Genomic DNA, 19169 nt, shown 5'->3' on the forward strand with positions numbered 1-19169 from the left:
CGCTTAGAGCAAGTTATACATCATGCTTCCTTCAAATCCGGACGCAATGCCACAGCTTTCTCCTGATAAACATGCTGAATATCCTGCTGACTTTTTTCTGTATTCCAGTGCACCATAATCCTTATGCAGGCAGGCAGGGATCCCGTCACAGGAATCTCTGTCATGCACATGACAGGAACGTATTTCCATCCTTTTACCTGCCGCAGAGCCTTTGCCGGAAAAGCGGATGAAATGTCTTCTGTGACAGAAATGAAAACAGAAGCTACCAAGTCTGGTTCAATTTCATTCGCTGAAATCATTTCAGACAGTAATTTCTCTGATGCTTCGATAACGTCTTTTTCTGTGTCTCTATTTACTGTTGTTGCCCCTCTGACTCCTCTAATCATTTCTCATCCTCCCTTGTTTACTTGCTGGTGTACATGGAATCTAAATCAGCCAAGATAACTGAGGCCGGCATATCAGCGAGCAGCGGCGAACCAATTTCGTTTAAAAGCACAAATGTCAGATTTTCCGAAACGGTTTTTTTATCTTTTTTCATTAACTCCACAAGAGGTTTTTTATCGAGCTGCTTTGGTATATCTGTCTGATAGCCAAGCTTCTTCACCCAGCGCAGGAATTCCATTTCATCAAATTGCAAGTTTTTATATTTTTTGCTGAGGTACAGGGCAAATACCATACCGATCAAAACTGATTCACCGTGAGTGAAGTTTCCATAACCCATCAGCTTTTCAACACCATGGCCAAGTGTATGCCCAAAGTTCAAATATGCCCGGACTCCTGTCTCCTTTTCATCAAGGCCAACAATTGACGCTTTGATGTTTATTCCTTTTTTAATTACAGTCTGATATTGCCCGCTGCTTATGAATCGTAAATCCGTGATATTCTCTTTCAGCCAGTGATAAAAGTTGCCATCCGCTATCAAAGCATGCTTAATCACTTCTGCAAAACCTGATCTAACCTCCTTGAGAGGGAGTGTGGTTAAAAAATCAAGGTCATAAAATACAGCTTCAGGCTGATAAAAAGTCCCTATCATGTTTTTCCCCTCTGGATGGTTGATGGCAGTCTTCCCTCCCACTGCACTATCATGTGCAAGCAATGTCGTGGGAAGCTGTATGAATGGAATACCCCTCATAAAGGTGGAAGCGACAAACCCGGCCAAATCGCCAACAGCACCTCCGCCTAAAGCGAGGATGAGGGATTTTCTGTTCAGATTATTTTCCAGTGCGAATGTTTGGCACTCAAGAAAGACTTCAAACGTTTTGGCAAACTCCCCTTCCGGTACAAGTATTGACAGCACGTCCTTCCCTGTATTGGACAGGGTGCTTTTCACCTTATCCAAATGAAGCCCAGCCACTTTTTCGTCAGTGATAATTAAAATTTTATTTGCCCCTGCCGCATGCTCCTCAATGAATTCCGGCAGGTTAGCAATAACGCCTTCTCCGATAAAAACAGGATAATTTTTTGAAGAAGTTTTGATATCAATCCTGTCCATGTATTAAAACTCCTTAATTTCTTCTCTGTATGCCTCCAGGTAGCTTGCAAGCTGCCCGAATTGATCAGAAGGGAATTGTTCGGCTATGGCTGCTGCAAGCTCCCAGGCAACCACTGCTTCAGCCACTACAGCGGCGGCAGGAACGGCACAGCTGTCACTTCTCTCAACACTTGCCTGGAATGTTTCCTTGGAATCAATATCCACGCTTTTCAAAGGCTTATATAACGTGGGGATCGGCTTCATTACACCGCGCACGACAATAGGCATGCCTGTAGTCATCCCGCCTTCAAAACCACCGAGGCGATTGCTTGTCCTGTAATAGCCTCTTTCTTGATCCCACGCAATTTCATCATGCACCTCACTGCCAAAGCGATGGGCAGCTTCAAAACCGATGCCAATCTCTGCGCCTTTGAAAGCATTAATACTCATGATTGCAGCTGCAAGCCTGGCATCGAGCTTGCGGTCATAATGCACATAACTGCCGACTCCAGCTGGCATTCCCTCCACAATCACTTCCACAATTCCTCCAATGGAATCGCCATTTTTCTTGGCATCATCAATCGCATCCATCATATTCTGTTCTGCACCTTTATCAAAGCAGCGAACAGGCGATGCTTCCGTTGCATCCTTCAGTTCTTTCAGCGAGCTATATGGAAGTGATTCCGCCTTAATGCCGCCAATTTCAAGAACCTGTGAAGCTATTTCGATACCAAGCAAAGATAACATTTTTTTCGCCACTGCTCCTGCGGCAACCCTTACTGTTGTTTCACGTGCTGAAGAGCGTTCAAGTACATTGCGCAGATCTCTGTGTCCGTATTTAATTCCGCCGTTTAAATCCGCATGCCCTGGACGGGGCCTGGTTATTTTTCGTTTAACTTCTTCTGCTTCTTCTTCACTGATGGGTTCACTGCCCATAATTTTGGTCCAGTGTTTCCAATCTTTATTCTCTACAACCAAGGCAACCGGCGAGCCCAGCGTATAACCATGCCGTATGCCTGAGGCAATGAAGGCCTGGTCTTTTTCAATTTGCATCCGGCGTCCGCGGCCATGACCTTTTTGCCTCCTGGCCAGTTCTTCCGAAATATCTCCTTCTGTAATCGGCATGCCTGCTGGCAAACCTTCGATTATCGCAGTAAGCTGCGGACCATGTGATTCTCCAGCTGTTAAATATCTCAATTTCCTTCACTCCTTTTGTGCTGTAAAGCGTGTATGTACTAATATAACACATTTTATCATGAAACGGCCTGCGATACATCAAAAAATTCTTCCGGTCATCTAAAAATAAATCCTTGTTCATGCTCTATTCTGATATTTGGCTCCATGCAGCGGCCATCTATTAAAAAAAGGCTGAGTATCCACAGATAGGATACACAACCTCATTATAAATCATTAAAATGCCGAAAAAAACTCTTCCATCTCTGAAAGACAGTAATCTAAATCTTTTTATAGAAAAAAGTATCTTCTGTTTCAAATTGAAATTGTGACGGGTTGAAAATCTGCTCCGTGCTTCCTACAAAGAAAACTCCTCCGCTTTTTAATGATTCACTGAATTTTTTGTACAAAGAGTTTTTGGCTTCTTCAGTAAAATAAATCAGGACGTTCCTGCATACAATCAAATCATACTGAGATTGAAACCTGTCAGCAAGCAGATTGTGTTTTTGGAAGGTGACGGTTTTTTTTATCTCATCTGAGACCAGATAATATTCCCCTTCTTTTGAAAAATGCTTTTTCTTCATTTCCAGGGGTACTTCATTTAATGAACGCTCAGGATAAACACCAGTTTTGGCCCTGGCCAATACATTCTCATCAAGATCTGTAGCAAGTATCTCAATCTGTGAAAGCGGGAGCCACCGGGAAAGCACCATGGCCATCGTGTAAGGCTCTTCCCCTGTTGAACAAGCAGCGCTCCAGATTTTCAGTTTTTTTGAAGATCCGATCAAACGGGGCAAGATTTTTTTCTCGAGCACTTCCCAGCGTTTTGCATTGCGGTAGAACTCAGAAACGTTGATTGTAATCCTGTCCAGGAATTCGTGAAGAAGGGCAGGATTTCCTTGAATATCACGAAAATATTCCCCAAAGGATTTGAAGCCTTTTTTTTCATATAATGATGTTAACCGGCGTTTCATTTGAGCTTCTTTGTAAAGAGACAAATCAATGCCTGTCAGATTTTTAATGCTGATGATAAATTGTTCATAATCCCGTGGCATATTCCAACGACTCCCTGTTAATTATTCCATCTAATTAGGTATATCGGATCAATGGGAGCATAGTTTTATGGTTCTAATGATTTTTCTTGGTTTTAAAAAATAAGGCCAGAACTCTTTTAAAAGTTCTGGCCTTGATAACCTATTTTCAGTATACCCACTCGTTAATCAGCTTTGAATATTCCACTAGTTCTTCTTCTTTAAAGAACAGGCCAATTTCACGAACAGCGCTTTCAGGTGAGTCAGATCCGTGAATAATATTCTTGCCTACCGTTACTGCGAAATCGCCGCGGATTGTAGCAGGAGCTGAATCCTTAGGATTTGTAGCACCCATCATTTGGCGTGCTGTGCTAATAACATTTTCGCCTTCCCAAACCATTGCGAATACAGGGCCGGAAGTGATGAAATTAACTAGTTCACCGAAGAATGGACGTTCTTTATGTTCACCATAATGCTTTTCTGCAAGCTCCTCAGAAATGCGCATAAGCTTTGCTCCAGCAAGGTGGAAACCTTTTTTTTCAAATCTTGATACGATTTCACCGATTAAGTTACGTTGTACGCCATCAGGCTTGACCATTAAAAACGTCTTTTCCATAATTGTCCACTCCCACTATGTATTAAGTGATTTGCCTTTTTCAGGCAGTCGTAGAAATATTATCATGGTTTGCCTCAATACGCAATATATACCCTTAAAACTTTCTTTTGCCAATGTTTTTGGCAATTTCGGATAGTGCTCTTTTTGCCCTGATGGAGGGAAGTCCGTCTAACTCCCTAAAGGCTTTATCCAGATAGGCACTGCTTATTTTTGACGCTTCATCAATGGCTCCCGATTTCTTAATGGCATTGATGATTTCAGGCATTTTATCTGCGTCCATTCCTTCATGGACTGTTTCTATCAAGGGTTTTAAACCATGGGATTTCATGGCTATCAAAACAGGCAGAGTAATGTTCCCCTGGATCAGGTCACTTCCTGCAGGCTTTCCAAGATCTTTCTCTGATGATGTAAAGTCAAGAATATCATCTGTGATTTGATAGGACATGCCGACATAATATCCGAAGCGGAATAACTTTTTATGTATTTCTTCATCTGCCCCCGCAGCCAAGGCCCCAAGCTGACAGCTTGAAGCAATCAGCAGAGCTGTCTTGCGGCGGATTCTTCTCAGGTAAGTCCGCAGGTTTTGTTCAAAATAAAATTTATGCTGGATTTGCTCGATTTCTCCGACACACAGCTCCACCATGGTATGCGAAAGGATTTGATGAGCAAGGGGGTCTGATATCTGCGTCATCATTTCAAGCGAGCGGGCAAATATGTAGTCGCCTGTATACATAGCGACGCGATTATCCCATTTCGATTTAATGGTAGCAGTTCCTCTGCGCAAATCGGAATCATCCACAACATCATCATGCACAAGTGATGCAGTATGAATGAGTTCAAGCGATACAGCAACATGTTTTACAACATGAATATCATAGTTCCCAAACTGTGCAGCCAGCAATACAAAAACCGGGCGAATCCTTTTCCCGCCTGATTGCAGCAAATGCAAAGACGCTTCTGTTAAAACAGGAGATTCAGCCTGTATGGCAGCCTCTAGTTCTTTTTCAATTAATTGCAGATCCGTATTCAAGAAAGAATACAACATTTTAAATTTCATAAACTCCACCCAGCTTTGCAAATGCTTTTGCTACTATTTATCAGTTTTATATCCAAAATGCGAGGCAGCTACTCCGCCGGTATGGGCTTTATAACTTACATTGGCAAAGCCCGCTTTTTTAAACATTGCTTCCAATTCCTTCATGCCGGGAAAATCACGGGCAGACTCCTGAAGCCATGAATATTCGCTGAAACTTTTAGCAAATAATTTTCCAAAAAGCGGCATAATGAATCGGAAATAGAAATAATACATTTGTTTGAAACCGGCCATTGTCGGCTGGGACGTTTCAAGGCATACAGCCATTCCGCCGGGTTTAAGGACACGGTACATTTCCTTCAGCACTGTCATATAATCAGGAACGTTTCTAAGCCCGAAGCCAATTGTCACATAATCGAAGCTATTATCCTCAAACGGCAGTTCCATTGCGTTGCCATGTATAAGAGTAATGTTGTCCGCTTTAAGGTTCTTCACCTTTTGTTCACCGATTTTCAGCATGTTTTTGCTGAAGTCAAGACCAGTGACCTTGCCTTTCGGACCTGTTTTTTCAGCAAGCGCAATGGTCCAATCAGCTGTTCCGCAGCAGACATCCAGAGCTTTTGATCCAGGTTTAACATCCATAACCTGCATCGTGGCTTTCCGCCATTTTATATGCTGTTTAAAGCTGATGACAGAATTCATCGCATCATAATTTCCATATATTTTCTCAAATACATGATGGACTCTTTCTTCTTTTGATTCCAAATCGCTTACCCCTCTTCCACGAATGAACTTGCTGCAACGGCTGTCTGTTCAAGGATTGCACTTATTCTCTTTTTTAGCAGGCTAGCTGGAGAAAGCTTGTCCGCTGCCTGTTTGGCTGACTTTTGTGCATATATGATGCAGTGGTCCATTTTATTCAGCAGGAATTTTCTTTGTTCATTTGACAATTCGCTGTATTTGTCTTTATTGGAAAAGGAAATCTTCGCAAGGATTTCCATGGCAAGTGACTTCCCGCCAGTTAAAAACCTGTCCTTTTCCGATTGAAGCCGGTTCAATAAAAGCAGGCTTCGTGATAATTCCATCCACAAAGGCAATTTATAAAGATCGGCTGTTTTATATATCAAAGAGGATTCAATTACCCCCAGGCTATAGAGCAGGCCGGACGTTTCATCTATCGTTTTTTGATATAAGGCGATTTTATGCTCGTTCATATCTTTTGTCGCGCTGGCCAATATGCGGATTAACGGCAGGTTTTCTTCATCTGCCAGGATTTGATAATATAAACCGCTATAAAAGTCACCAGCCAGGACAGTCAGCTGCCGGGTTCTGAGCACTTTACCGCTTTCGCCGCTTTCCACAGAATTCGTGACGTTCTCATGCGTATCGAGAGCGACCTGCATCAGCATGGCAGATAAGATGCTGCTGTTTTTGTCTTCTTCAGGCATATCCAATTCATTGAATAGGCCCCATAAAAGCAGCAGTTTATCTTCATCGATCAAGGGCTTATCCAGGAACTCGGCGAGATATGGATGATTTGCCTTTGATTCAATCATTCCTTTTAATTTTGTTAAAAGATTATTTATATTTAACAATTGAGATCACCTTGCATCCCCGTAAGATAATTTTAATTAATGTTCAGTTTAGTGTTCTTGCCGTTTAAAAAACCCACATCATTATAACATAAAAATATTAGGTTGGTACTTTGAACACATTATTTTTGCAATAAAGCAACTGAACGGTATGCATTACGGCATTATAGCAAGTTCCCATGTGATAGGCGCCAGGATATTTTTTAAAAAGAGAATAATATACGGTCATCCTTATTTGTCAGAAGAACTCTTTTTTGACTCGCTTTCAATTTCTCCATACGGAGTATAAATTTTAGCATGTCCTCTTATTTTAATCGCAGACGTATGCTCAGTGAATTGGGCGATCATCACTTCCCCGGAGTCCAGCTTTTCAGAGTGATGAAATTTTGTATCCGTACCCCGTGTAAGCCCAATGACGTTGACGCTGTCTTCTATCGCTTTTATCACTACAAAATCATTCATGATTTTCTCTTCCACTATTACCCGCCGCCTTTCACTTGGATTATCGGTTAATTTTTGATGAATGACAGCACTTCAGATCTGGTGCGGTGGTCTTCAGCAAATACTCCCCTTACTGCAGAAGTAACGGTTTTTGCACCAGGTTTCTTGACTCCGCGCATTGTCATGCACATGTGCTCTGCTTCCACAACCACCATTACTCCATGCGGCTCCAGCTGTTCCATGATGGAGTCTGCTACTGTAGAAGTGATCCTTTCCTGCAGCTGCGGTCTTTTCGACACAGCCTCTACTGCTCTCGCAAGCTTGCTTAACCCTGTAACACGGCCGTTTTTAGGAATATAAGCAACATGGGCATTACCGTAAAAAGGCACAAGATGATGTTCACATACAGAATAAAACGGGATATCCTTTACGAGCACTAGCTCTTCATGGTCCTCGCCGAATATTGTTTCAAAGTACTCCTTTGGATCCTGGTTCAGGCCTGAAAAAATTTCTTCGTACATCCTTGCAACCCGCTTCGGTGTATCAAGCAATCCTTCGCGCTCAGGATCTTCTCCGACCGCTTCCAGTATCATCCGTATTGCTTCTTCTATTTTTTCATGGTTTACATTTGCCATGGTTCATCCTCCTAAAATCAATCATTCATTATGTATATCACAATCGTATCCATGATTGCCCTGCTGACACGCGGGGCAGAAATAGGATTTCCGATTTACCGCAAATTTTGGCATATGCTCTATTTTAGCAAATATCCCAGCTGTAATGTATCTTATCACACTTTAAAAATAAGAAGCAAAAAGGACCACGCTTTGTTTCACGTGGTCCTCCCTTAACGCTAACAGTCAGTATGTAATTACTTAACAGCGTCTTTAAGTGCTTTACCTGGTTTAAATGCCGGCACTTTGCTTGCAGCGATTTCGATTTCATCGCCAGTTTGAGGGTTGCGCCCTTTACGAGCCGCACGCTCACGGACTTCAAAGTTGCCAAAACCAATTAATTGAACTTTATCTCCACTTTTCAAAGCGTCTAAGATTGTATCAAAAACAGCATCAACAGCTTTCGTAGCGTCTTTCTTAGAAAGCTCTCCTGCTTCTGAAACTGCGTTAATTAATTCTGTTTTGTTCATGCCATTCACCTCCTCCCAAAGAACTTTATAAAAAATCAATATTACAAACACTGTATAATAGTGATTTGTTACTTTTAGCTGCAACACTAATCCTGTCCATTAGCAAAAAAAACGATGGCAGTTTAGCATTGGCATATCCGGAAAAGGACCGGGAACATGCATTAGTCAGGTTAAAATGGCGTCTTTACGCGTTTTCTGTATGTAGATTATCATAAATGGCATTCTCTTAGCAAGGAAATTCAAAAAATAATGGGAATCTTTTCATAAGAATTTGCATATATTAAAAATTTTCCCTTCTGTATACCTGATTCTTTCCCTAAATATGGTTGTTTAAACACTGTAATTCGTTTAAAACACAGTTATACCAAGGTTTTTTTCACTTCATTTTTGTTTTTTAAAAGGCTGTTTTCGTAAACTTTGTTGCTATGGAACAAGGTGGTTGATTTCCGCTCCAGGATGCTCGCTTTCCACGCAAGCGGTGAGACTCCTCAGCTGCGCCTGCGGGGTCTCACCTGTCCCGCTAATCCCTCAGGAGTCTCGCACCTTACGCTCCGATCAACCCGATTTAACAATGGGATTGCCTCATAGAACTCATTAAAAAACAACAATCTTTAAGAAAAGATCCTATCAAAAAAAGATCAATCCACAATGGAATTGATCTTATGCCTGTTCTATAAAATGATGGCTATCAGGCCGCCCGAACCTTCATTTATGATTCTTTCCAGTGTTTCCTTCAACTTATAACGTGCATTTTCAGGCATTAGAGAAAGCTTTGCCTGGATTCCTTCTCTCACGATAGAGCTCAGGCTCCTGCCGAAAATATCGGAATTCCAGATGGACAATGGGTTATCTTCAAAGTCCTGCATTAAATATCTAACAAGCTCTTCACTTTGTTTTTCTGTACCGATAATCGGTGCAAATTCTGATTCAACATCTACCTTAATCATATGAATGGAAGGCGCGACAGCCTTCAGCCTGACTCCAAAACGTGAGCCCTGCCGGATAATTTCCGGTTCATCGAGGCTCATATCATTCAATGAAGGAGCTGCAACCCCGTACCCTGTCTGCTTCACCATTTTTAGAGCATCAGCCACCTGATCGTATTCTGCTTTAGCATAAGCAAAATCCTGCATAAGTGACAAAAGATGATCTTTCCCCCTTATTTCAACGCCGACTATTTCTTTTAAAATATCATCATACAATTCGTCAGGCGCGTATAAATCAATTTCCGCGACTCCCTGCCCCATTTCAATTCCCGCAAGGCTTGCATGATCAATAAATTCAAAATCATTGAAATGGCCCACAACACGGTCCACGTCCCTTAACCGTTTAATATCTTTCACTGTTTCTTTAACGGCTTCCTGATAGCTTTCACGAAGCCAGTGATTCTCCCTCAGCACCATTACCCAGCTTGGAAGATTAACATTCACCTCAAGGACAGGAAATTCATACAGTGCTTCCCGGAGCACACTGTATACATCCGTTTCCCTCATTCCCTCCACGCTCATCGCAAGGACTGGAATATCGTATTTATCCTGAAGATTTTCCTTCAGAGCAACAGTATCAGGATGGTGCGGCTGAACAGAGTTTACGATCATGATAAAAGGCTTCCCAACCTCCTTCAATTCTTCGACAACCCGTTCTTCTGCCTCGAGATAATCCTTGCGCGGTATTTCACCGATCGTTCCGTCTGTTGTAATCAGGACACCTAGAGTGGAATGATCTTGAATCACTTTTCTTGTGCCTATTTCAGCTGCTTCATGAAAGGGAATGGGCTCTTCATACCATGGCGTATGAATCATCCGGGGGCCATTTTCATCTTCATACCCCTTCGCACCAGGCACTGTATATCCAACACAGTCCACCAGCCTGATGTTTACATCAAGTCCCTCAGAAACATGGATAGAGGCTGCCTGGTTAGGAACAAACTTAGGCTCGGTTGTCATAATCGTCTTGCCTGCAGCACTTTGCGGCAGTTCATCCTGGGCGCGTGCCCTGTCAGCTTCTGTGCCAATGTTAGGGATGACCACCAGCTCCATGAACTTTTTAATGAATGTAGATTTACCGGTCCTAACTGCACCGACTACACCTAAATAAATATCACCGCCTGTACGCTCCGCTATATCTTTAAAAATATCTACCTTTTCCAAGGGAACCCCTCCCGCATTTAAAGTCTTGGGATCAATCAGCTTATTTCATTCGGACATTATAATCATATGATGTTGTCCTAAAAATTTATTCTTCCTTTTGCAGAGTTATGTGCATTCCTCCATACAAATTTAATTTGCCAAAATTGCTTCTGAAAACAAGCCAGGGTAGCAGGTACTGCAGAAACAGGCGCCCTATCTGGCTGTTTTTGCGCGAATGTTTTTATATAAGGGCCGCTATTATTTAAATAAATCAATAAATAGTCTCCATAACGAATTCCCGGCAGTTCTGCTGGCCGTTACGGAAATTTTAGAAGATGATAAAAAATAACCCTTCTACTACAATATATTTTGCAGAAGAAGGGTTATGACTATTTTGTAAGGAATATCGGCTTATTTGTTTTTGGGTCAATTGTATACGGCAATGAATAGGCAGGTACAAAATCAGAATGTTCCACAAGGATACTTCTGATATCCTCTCCATTTTTAAAGGTTTTTTTGTATTTTTGAAGGAAATCGTACAGATCCGGTGTATAGTCCGCAAAAATTTCACCATCGGAATCGATGACCAGCGGCAGCTCTTTTTTAGAGTAAGGGCTCATGACAGCTGGGGCTTCCTTTAATCCAAGCTTTTTATAATCCAGGGTGAAAACATCAGCAGACAGCCTTTCTTTAAATGGAGGGTAACCATGGTCCTGCCTGTAGCTGTTCAGCCTCATTGAAAGGCTCTGGATGGCATCGGCCAGCCGGACATCAAATAATTTCACTGTCGGATGATGCTCGGGATCAACGAGCACATATTGAAATACCCCACCTGATTCAAAAGAGTTACCAGGAGGCTCTGCCATGTATTTAGGGGAAACCCTTGTAAAATCGATAATATATTTTTGATAAATCGGGGTATCTCCCGGCTTCGTTTTTATCGGGAGGATTCCGTCTTCATCCTTTTGAAACTGGTTGACAGCCGTTTGAACTGACTGGATTTGTTCACGATATGGTACCAGGTTTTTTGACATCTTTTCATGAGGATACGCACATCCGGCAAGCAACAGTAAAATACATAGTGAAATAGAAATCATTTTTAAGTTTTTCATAGTTTCGCCCCGCCTAATCGGTCGGCCCGCTGAAAACGATGATAAATATTATCAGGCCGGCTAAGATCATAAGTATGTATGCAAAAACAGCAGTAATCTGTTTAAGGAATCCCCTTAATTTATTACGGCTTATGTATATGGCTATAATTGATATTCCCATAAAAAACATGGCTGCAAATGAAATCCACATTTTCTGAAGCGCTGGTGTCATAAATATCACTCCTCTATCCAGGTCATATTATAACATATTCATTTCCTAATATAGAATAAAATAACAAGATGCCGCGTTACTTATTTGGTCGTGATGACCTTAACCCCAAATAGCCGATCTGGTGAGGAGCAAAAAAAACAGAAGATATCATGAATAACATCTTCTGTCATCGACTAAATTACCCTTGCCAGGCTGCAATACCAGCTTACTTTCGTTGCATTGTATGCAGGAAAAAGGAAATTTGCACCACGAAATGCCCAATTCATGCAAATTTCCTTTCCTTTCCCTGATAAAGCCTAATGGTCAATCATTCTTTCTTTCATCCAATATATTAAACAAGTCTTCCATTTCGCCTGTTTTCATGCGAGTCATCAAGGCATCAACAGAATCCTTAACATCCTGGCCATTAAACAGCACATTGTATAGCGCCTTTGTAATCGGCATGTCCACCTGATATTTTTCTGCCAGCTGATATGCAGCCTTTGTGGTTCTTACACCCTCGACAACCATGCCCATACTATCAAGCACTTCATCGAGGTTTTTACCTTTGCCAAGCATATTTCCCGCTCTCCAGTTCCTGGAATGGATGCTTGTACAGGTCACAATCAGATCCCCGATTCCTGTCAAGCCGGAGAAGGTAAGGGGATTTGCCCCCATCGCTGTTCCTAGACGCGAAATTTCCGCAAGGCCGCGGGTGATCAGTGCTGCCTTGGCATTATCGCCATATCCCAGTCCATCTGTGATTCCAGCAGCAAGTGCAATGATGTTCTTCAGGGCGCCGCCTATTTCTACACCAATGATATCAGGATTCGTGTAAACCCGGAAATTCTGGTTGATGAACAGATCCTGTATCTGTTCAGCCGTTTTCATATCACGTGCAGATACGGTTACTGTTGTAGGATGGCGGAGGCTTACTTCCTCCGCATGGCTTGGACCGGATAATACCACAACTTCTTCCAGTAATTCCCCCGGAACGGCTTCTTCGATCATTTCTGAAATGCGAAGTAGCGTATCCGGCTCGATTCCCTTGCTGACATGAACGATGATAAGAGGCTGCGATGCTTCTGCTGATGCTTTTGCAAGCACTTCACGTATCGCTTTTGTCGGAACAGCCAAAACCGCAACAGTTACCCCATCCAAAGCCTGCGTGAGGGAATGATAACCTGTAATTCTTTCAGGCAAAGTGATATCAGGCAAGTATTTATGGTTTGTATGATGTTCATTGATTTCTGCAATCTGGTCCTCATTATGGGCCCACAGCCTTACTTCATGCTGGTTGTCGGCAAGCACCATGGCAAGTGCAGTTCCCCAGCTTCCAGCACCGATGACGGCCACTGTTTGTTTTGTTTCTGCCATTATTAGCACCGCCCTTTTTATTTTCTTTGCCGGCCAAAGATCCTGATTGGTGTACCCTCGAATTCAAAGGCATCACGAATCCGGTTCTCAAGAAATCTTTCATATGAAAAATGCAGAAGCTCAGGGTCATTTACAAATACGATAAAGGTTGGAGGCTTTATCGCCACCTGGGTGGTATAGTAAATCTTCAAACGGCTTCCATTATGCGTCGGAGTCGGGTTCATGGCAACAGCGTCCATCACGACTTCGTTCAGAACGTTCGTCTGCACGCGCAGGGCATGGCTTTCGCTGACTTTATCTATGATCGGCAGCAATGTATGTGTCCGTTTCCTTGTTTTAGCAGATAAATAAACGATTGGAGCATAATCCAAAAACAGAAAATGCGCGCGAATGTTTTCTTCAAATTCCTTCATCGTTTTTTCATCTTTTTCTATGGCATCCCATTTATTTACGACGATAATGACGCCTCGCCCTGCTTCATGTGCATAGCCGGCTATCTTTTTGTCCTGTTCCCTGATGCCTTCTTCTGCATTCAGGACAACAAGCACAACGTCGGAGCGTTCAATTGCCCGCAAGGCCCTCAGTACACTATATTTCTCTGTACTTTCGTAAACCTTTCCTTTTTTCCTCATTCCAGCCGTATCGATAATGACATATTCCCTGCCATTATATGTATAAGGAGAATCAATCGCATCTCTTGTCGTTCCTTCGATTTCACTTACAATAACGCGGTCTTCGCCAAGAAGCGCATTAACGAGTGAGGATTTCCCGACATTAGGCCTTCCGATTAAACTGAACTTGATGACATCTTCATCGTAATCCTGGCCATTAAATTGCGGAAAATGCTTTGAAGCTTCATCAAGCAAATCTCCAAGACCCAATCCGTGAGATCCCGAAATCGGGAATGGTTCGCCGAATCCCAGTGAATAGAAATCATAAATCTGTTCTCTCATTTCAGGATTGTCCACTTTATTGACAGCAAGCACTACAGGCTTTTTCGATTTATAAAGGATTTTTGCGACTTCTTCATCGGCGCCTGTCACGCCTTCACGGCCATTAGTCATAAAAATGATAACATCCGCTTCATCAATGGCAATTTCCGCCTGCTGGCGTATCTGCTCAAGAAACGGTTCATCCCCGATATCAATTCCGCCTGTATCAATAATGTTAAAATCATGGTTCAGCCATTCTCCTGAACTGTAAATCCTGTCTCTTGTCACGCCTGGTACATCTTCAACAATGGAAACCCTCTCGCCCACTATTCTATTAAAAATGGTCGATTTCCCAACGTTCGGACGTCCGACGATTGCAACTACCGGTTTTGGCATTGCTTCTCACCCTTTCATAAGCTGTATCTGTTATCATGAAATTCATGAATGCATTCATTATTATGGTTTAAAGTCTGCATTGTTGATTTCCATCTTTCATTGCGGGTGTACGACGTGTATGCCACAAGCAGTCTTACATAAGACCGCTTCTTGATTTCAGTCTTATCCCGCAAAAGATGTTAGAAGATCGCAAAATTTTGCATCCTGGCATGCGAACCTGCAAAAATGGCTTGATTGGAAAAGATTCCATCAGACCTGGCCGTCATGCCCCATGGCTTTGTATCCGCATGGTTTTTCATTCCTCAGTTCCGCTAACTATCATATAGTATCAAATTTTCAGCTAATCAACAATGATTGTATGAAAACAGCTTGCCCTCCAAGATCAGGCCACAAATTTAAAAGAGCCTATTCATTTAGCCCTGTTTCTCCCTTTGACCATATTTCATATAGCTTTGAAGAAGCCCGATGACAGTCTCCATCAGTACCCAGCTTAAGCCCGCTCCGATAATAACCGCTGCTTTATCCAGCCACTCGAAAGAAGCAGCAGGATAAGGCATGCCAATGTGATAGAGGACGGCGGCATATAAACAGTCTCCAAGCACCAGGCCCAGAATAATGGATAAAATCCTCATTTTCCAGTCTTTAATTAAAAGGATAGCCGCATAATTAATTAAAATGGCCAGCATGGCTGTTTTGCTGAATATAACCCAAACCGGGTCTAATAGGGCAAACATCTCTAAACTTGAATATGCAAGTGCCAGAATGACACATGCACATATAAAATTAATCTGATTGCTCAGCGTTTTATTGCGAATGGACGCGCATATAACCGCGAAAAGATAAATGGCTGCGGTATTTATGCTGTATCTCTGCACGTCAAGCTGATAACCTGCCAAGGATATTACTGACAGTATGTGAAACAACAAAACAAAACGGAATTTTATCGTTTTTGGCATAAAAAACATGACAACTACCCAAGACATCCATGCCATCCAATAAAAAAGCAAACCCTCCATACACACGCCTCCTATAGGAAACATTATGTCTGCTTTAATTCAGGATTAAACCTTTCATTCATCCTGTCATGAACCCGATACATAATACAGCCATTTTTTAGTCATCTTACAGAAGAAGGGGGTGTGCAAATATGGGAAAAGACCGCCAAGAGAAAAAATTAAGGGAGAGCAAACGTGTAGAATCCGATCGTGATCAATCACTGAGCCTTCCAGGAGCAACGAAAATGGAAAGCCCGGAAGAAGCAAGGAAAAGAAATGAACACTAATCCCTTACTGGATTAAGTGTAGAGCCGCAAAAAAAGCCGCCTATGGGCAAGAAGCGCAAAACAGCGCTTTTAGCCCAGGCTGGCTTTTATAAGGTTTGCCCCGCTTTGTCTGGCAGTCAGTATATGACGGTCATCTGCCAATCCGCGAGGGAAAATTGACTTTATTTTAATTTTTTCAGCTGATCGCCGATCATTTCACCCAGCTGGAAACCTTTTGATTCTTCAGGAAGTTCATAGTCAGAATTATACGAGGATGGCTGTTCTTCAAGATCCTTGATGCTAAGTGACAAACGCTGCTCCTCTTCATTTACATCCAGGACTTTAACCTTCACGCCTTGTCCCTCTCTCAGCACCTCCTGAGGAGTGCCGATATGCTTATGGGAAATTTGCGAGATATGAACAAGTCCTTCTACTCCCGGCAGAATTTCAACAAAAGCACCGAAAGTGACTAATCGTTTAACCGTGCCTTCCAGAACAGCTCCTCTTGGGGCTTTTTCAGAAATTCCCTGCCAAGGCCCTGGCAGAGTATCCTTAATGGACAGCGAGATTCTTTCATTATCTCTGTCTATGGAAAGCACCTTGACCTGGACCTTATCGCCTTCTGTTACGACGTCAGAGGCTTTATCCACATGTTTATGGGAAAGCTGGGAGATGTGAACGAGTCCGTCTACTCCGCCGATATCAATGAATGCGCCAAAATCCGTAAGCCTTTGTACAGTCCCTTCCAGGACATCCCCAGATTGGATGGAGTCGAGGACCCTGGATTTTTTCTTTTCCTTTTCATCCTGAACGACCGCACGGTGAGAAAGGATCAGCCGGTTTTTGTCTTTCTCCAGCTCGACAATTTTAAAGGCAAGGGTTTTATCTTTGTAATCAGAGAAGTCTTCTACGAAATAGTCTTCAACCAATGAAGCAGGCACGAAACCCCTCACTCCAAGATCGACCACCAGCCCGCCTTTAACGACATCCTTGACTTCAGCTTCGAATACCTCCTGGGTTTCGAACTTTCTTTCAAGCTCATCCCAGGCTTTAATCGCCTCAATTTTGCGTTTTGATAGAATAATAGCTTCGTCTTCGACTTTTATTACTTCAAGCTCAAGCTCATCGCCTTCAGAAACTGCATCACTTGCTTTCTCGATATGAAGGCTTGAAAGCTCGCTGATCGGGATGATGCCGTCTGTCTTGCTGTTTTCGACATCAACAATTACTTGCTTTTCTTCAACTTTAGATACCCTTGCTTTTACCTTATCCCCAACCTCATAGCTGTTTACTTCCACTTGGTTCATGTCTTCTGTCATTACGAACTCCTCCTTAACCCATGACTGCTCTGCAGAATTTCTCTTGATTAGGCTATATGCTCTGGACTGAAAGCTTCAGCAGGGAAAAGCCAGCCTTTATAAGAGTGAAATACATAAAGCTTCATATAAATTCATAATTCGGAATAATTCCCCTAATTAATAAATTCCAATAAAATCGCCAAATTGTCAAGCAAGAAGACTTATTTATGCTCGGCAATCAGCTTTCGGATTTCTTCCATAATAATGACAGTGGCTTCATCCGCAGACGTTTTTTGTTCGCGATATTTATTGAAATCAATTGGTTTTCCATAAACAACCTTCAGCCTGCCAAAAAGCTTGTAGGGGCCAATGATGGCGCATGGAACGATTGCTGCCTTTGAACGTAATGCAAAGAAACCGGCACCGGCAAGCCCTTCACCAAGCTCGCCGTTTTTGCTTCTGGTTCCTTCGGGAAACAGTCCAAGAACCCTTCCTTCCTTAAGAAGCGACAGACCCTTTCGAAGGGCTTCCCTGTCGCTCATCCCTCTTTTGACAGGAAAAGCATTGACCCTCGGCAAAATTTCCTTTAAAAGCGGAAGACGGAACAGCTCCTCTTTAGCCATAAAGTGGATATCTCTTGTTGCCGTCATTCCGACTACAGGGGGATCCAGGTTGTCGATATGGTTTGAACAGATTAAGACCCCTCCTTCTTTTGGTATATTTTCTTTGCCGATGATCCTGACTCTGTAGATGGGTGTTAAAGATGCTTTAACAACGTTTTTACCGAATTTATAAAGATTCAAACCTATCTTGTCCTTTCTTCGATCAATGACATTATTTTCTCAGCCACCTGCTGTATGGACAATGATGTTGTATCTATTTCAATTGCATCTTCTGCTTTCCGCAAAGGAGAAACTTCCCTTTCTGAATCAAGCTTGTCCCTTAATGCGATTTCTTCCTTTAATTTCTCTATGTCAGAAGAAAAACCTTTTTGCTGATTCTCCAAATGCCTTCTTTCTGCACGTTCCTCAACTGATGCTATCAGGAATACCTTAACTTCTGCATCTGGAAGCACGAATGTTCCAATATCTCTTCCATCCATGACAACTCCGCCGCGCTCGCCTATTTTCTGCTGTCTTTTTACCATTTCTTCACGGACAGAACGGTGCTTTGAAGCTTCTGAAACAGAAGCTGTCACCTCAGGATTTCTGATTTCGGATGTAACGTTTTTTCCATCGAGGTAAACAAGCTGCCCTAACTCACTTGGCATAAGCTCAATTTCTGTTTCCATCAAAAGGGAAGATAGGCCATTTTCATCCGACAGATCAATTCCTTCCTGAAGGGATTTATATGTCAAGGCGCGATACATAGCTCCTGTATCCACGTATATGTAGCTGTATTTTTCTGCAACAATTTTAGCCACCGTGCTTTTTCCTGCAGCAGCAGGCCCGTCAATTGCAATCGATATCTTCTTTTCCATAATTCCTCCTGTAATACCCAATCTTGCTGATCGTTTTATTTCTCTTTTTATTTTATCACAAAACACCTGTTTTCTATGAAAAAAGTGTTCTTTTGCAGGCTTCACTTTTCTGGAAGAATGCAATTTGATTGCATTGTCGATCCCGTTACTTAGAAGGGATACAGGGAAAAAGGCTCATTTTCTGCACTTACCCGAAATATCCTTAAGAGTCAAAATGAATAACAATTCATTTTATGGCAAAAAAAAAGCGGCATTCCCGCTTTTCCCGCTTTAATCATCCAAACCACGAAAGGTTTCTATGACTTTTGAATAATTATTGCTGTTTACACCCTCATAACGGACCAGTTTGTTCAGCTCCCGCGGTGCGGCCTGATTAAACCAAATCTGTGTAAGAATCAGGAAAATAAGCTGGATCAGTATTAGTTTCACCATAAGTCTTTCTACTGTTTTCATATTATTATCCACCCTTGCATCACTATATCCACAGTATGGA

The 19169-nt window shown here is 42.4% G+C and carries 22 protein-coding genes; 1 reads left to right on the plus strand and 21 read right to left on the minus strand.

Annotated features, from left to right (window positions below):
• Window positions 1–20: 20 nt before the first annotated feature.
• From aroH to ACN6MY_RS16820, 17 genes are all read right to left on the minus strand, one after another.
• A complete protein-coding gene (gene aroH / locus ACN6MY_RS16740) occupies window positions 21–386 on the minus strand; it encodes a chorismate mutase (protein ID WP_419881207.1) in 366 nt (121 codons plus the stop codon).
• A 17-nt stretch (window positions 387–403) separates the two neighbouring features.
• Window positions 404–1492, minus strand: coding sequence for a 3-dehydroquinate synthase (gene aroB / locus ACN6MY_RS16745; RefSeq protein ID WP_419881208.1), 1089 nt, complete (start codon window positions 1490–1492; stop codon window positions 404–406).
• Between the two features lie 3 nt (window positions 1493–1495).
• Window positions 1496–2668, minus strand: coding sequence for a chorismate synthase (gene aroC, locus ACN6MY_RS16750; RefSeq protein WP_419881209.1), 1173 nt, complete (start codon window positions 2666–2668; stop codon window positions 1496–1498).
• A 257-nt stretch (window positions 2669–2925) separates the two neighbouring features.
• A complete protein-coding gene (locus ACN6MY_RS16755) occupies window positions 2926–3699 on the minus strand; it encodes a CheR family methyltransferase (RefSeq protein WP_419881210.1) in 774 nt (257 codons plus the stop codon).
• Window positions 3700–3844: 145 nt separating this feature from the next.
• Window positions 3845–4291: a nucleoside-diphosphate kinase gene (gene ndk / locus ACN6MY_RS16760; RefSeq protein ID WP_419881211.1), complete on the minus strand. Its 447-nt coding sequence runs from the start codon at window positions 4289–4291 to the stop codon at window positions 3845–3847.
• A 94-nt stretch (window positions 4292–4385) separates the two neighbouring features.
• Window positions 4386–5348, minus strand: a complete 963-nt coding sequence (gene hepT, locus ACN6MY_RS16765) for a heptaprenyl diphosphate synthase component II (RefSeq protein ID WP_419881212.1) — start codon at window positions 5346–5348, stop codon at window positions 4386–4388.
• A 33-nt stretch (window positions 5349–5381) separates the two neighbouring features.
• Complete coding sequence (locus ACN6MY_RS16770) at window positions 5382–6089, minus strand: demethylmenaquinone methyltransferase (protein WP_419881213.1); 708 nt, start codon at window positions 6087–6089, stop codon at window positions 5382–5384.
• A 5-nt stretch (window positions 6090–6094) separates the two neighbouring features.
• The gene (locus ACN6MY_RS16775; RefSeq protein ID WP_419881214.1) at window positions 6095–6919 is read right to left on the minus strand and encodes a heptaprenyl diphosphate synthase component 1; all 825 of its coding nucleotides are present in this window, start codon (window positions 6917–6919) and stop codon (window positions 6095–6097) included.
• Window positions 6920–7147: 228 nt separating this feature from the next.
• Window positions 7148–7378 (minus strand): trp RNA-binding attenuation protein MtrB, encoded by a 231-nt coding sequence (gene mtrB, locus ACN6MY_RS16780; protein ID WP_083392109.1) that lies wholly within the window; start codon window positions 7376–7378, stop codon window positions 7148–7150.
• Between the two features lie 47 nt (window positions 7379–7425).
• Window positions 7426–7992, minus strand: a complete 567-nt coding sequence (folE, locus tag ACN6MY_RS16785; protein ID WP_419881215.1) for a GTP cyclohydrolase I FolE — start codon at window positions 7990–7992, stop codon at window positions 7426–7428.
• 236 nt (window positions 7993–8228) lie between these two features.
• Window positions 8229–8501, minus strand: coding sequence for an HU family DNA-binding protein (locus ACN6MY_RS16790; protein WP_419881216.1), 273 nt, complete (start codon window positions 8499–8501; stop codon window positions 8229–8231).
• Between the two features lie 671 nt (window positions 8502–9172).
• Window positions 9173–10651: a stage IV sporulation protein A gene (gene spoIVA, locus ACN6MY_RS16795; protein WP_419881217.1), complete on the minus strand. Its 1479-nt coding sequence runs from the start codon at window positions 10649–10651 to the stop codon at window positions 9173–9175.
• A 368-nt stretch (window positions 10652–11019) separates the two neighbouring features.
• A complete protein-coding gene (locus ACN6MY_RS16800; protein WP_419881218.1) occupies window positions 11020–11742 on the minus strand; it encodes a hypothetical protein in 723 nt (240 codons plus the stop codon).
• 13 nt (window positions 11743–11755) lie between these two features.
• Window positions 11756–11953 carry a DUF2768 domain-containing protein gene (locus tag ACN6MY_RS16805; RefSeq protein ID WP_419881219.1) on the minus strand — a complete coding sequence of 66 codons (198 nt, stop codon included), beginning with the start codon at window positions 11951–11953 and terminating at the stop codon, window positions 11756–11758.
• 303 nt (window positions 11954–12256) lie between these two features.
• Window positions 12257–13309 (minus strand): NAD(P)H-dependent glycerol-3-phosphate dehydrogenase, encoded by a 1053-nt coding sequence (locus ACN6MY_RS16810; RefSeq protein ID WP_419881220.1) that lies wholly within the window; start codon window positions 13307–13309, stop codon window positions 12257–12259.
• Between the two features lie 17 nt (window positions 13310–13326).
• Window positions 13327–14637 (minus strand): ribosome biogenesis GTPase Der, encoded by a 1311-nt coding sequence (gene der, locus ACN6MY_RS16815; RefSeq protein WP_071351170.1) that lies wholly within the window; start codon window positions 14635–14637, stop codon window positions 13327–13329.
• A gap of 413 nt (window positions 14638–15050) precedes the next feature.
• Window positions 15051–15653 (minus strand): YphA family membrane protein, encoded by a 603-nt coding sequence (locus ACN6MY_RS16820; protein WP_419881221.1) that lies wholly within the window; start codon window positions 15651–15653, stop codon window positions 15051–15053.
• A 131-nt stretch (window positions 15654–15784) separates the two neighbouring features.
• Between ACN6MY_RS16820 and ACN6MY_RS16825 the strand changes: the two genes are divergently transcribed.
• Window positions 15785–15919, plus strand: a complete 135-nt coding sequence (locus tag ACN6MY_RS16825; RefSeq protein WP_071351168.1) for a YpzI family protein — start codon at window positions 15785–15787, stop codon at window positions 15917–15919.
• 161 nt (window positions 15920–16080) lie between these two features.
• On the opposite strand, the gene rpsA is transcribed toward ACN6MY_RS16825, so the two are convergent.
• The 4 genes from rpsA to ACN6MY_RS16845 form a co-directional block, all read right to left on the minus strand.
• Complete coding sequence (gene rpsA, locus ACN6MY_RS16830) at window positions 16081–17217, minus strand: 30S ribosomal protein S1 (protein ID WP_419881222.1); 1137 nt, start codon at window positions 17215–17217, stop codon at window positions 16081–16083.
• Window positions 17218–17417: 200 nt separating this feature from the next.
• Window positions 17418–17999: a lysophospholipid acyltransferase family protein gene (locus ACN6MY_RS16835; protein WP_071351166.1), complete on the minus strand. Its 582-nt coding sequence runs from the start codon at window positions 17997–17999 to the stop codon at window positions 17418–17420.
• A 2-nt stretch (window positions 18000–18001) separates the two neighbouring features.
• Complete coding sequence (gene cmk, locus ACN6MY_RS16840) at window positions 18002–18676, minus strand: (d)CMP kinase (RefSeq protein WP_419881223.1); 675 nt, start codon at window positions 18674–18676, stop codon at window positions 18002–18004.
• Between the two features lie 270 nt (window positions 18677–18946).
• Entirely contained in the window at window positions 18947–19129 is a 183-nt protein-coding gene (locus ACN6MY_RS16845) for a DUF5359 family protein (protein WP_071351244.1), read from the minus strand.
• Between the last annotated feature and the right edge of the window lie 40 nt (window positions 19130–19169).

Origin of the sequence: Peribacillus sp. B-H-3, assembly GCF_048572925.1 — a bacterium.
GTDB lineage: Bacteria > Bacillota > Bacilli > Bacillales > DSM-1321 > Peribacillus.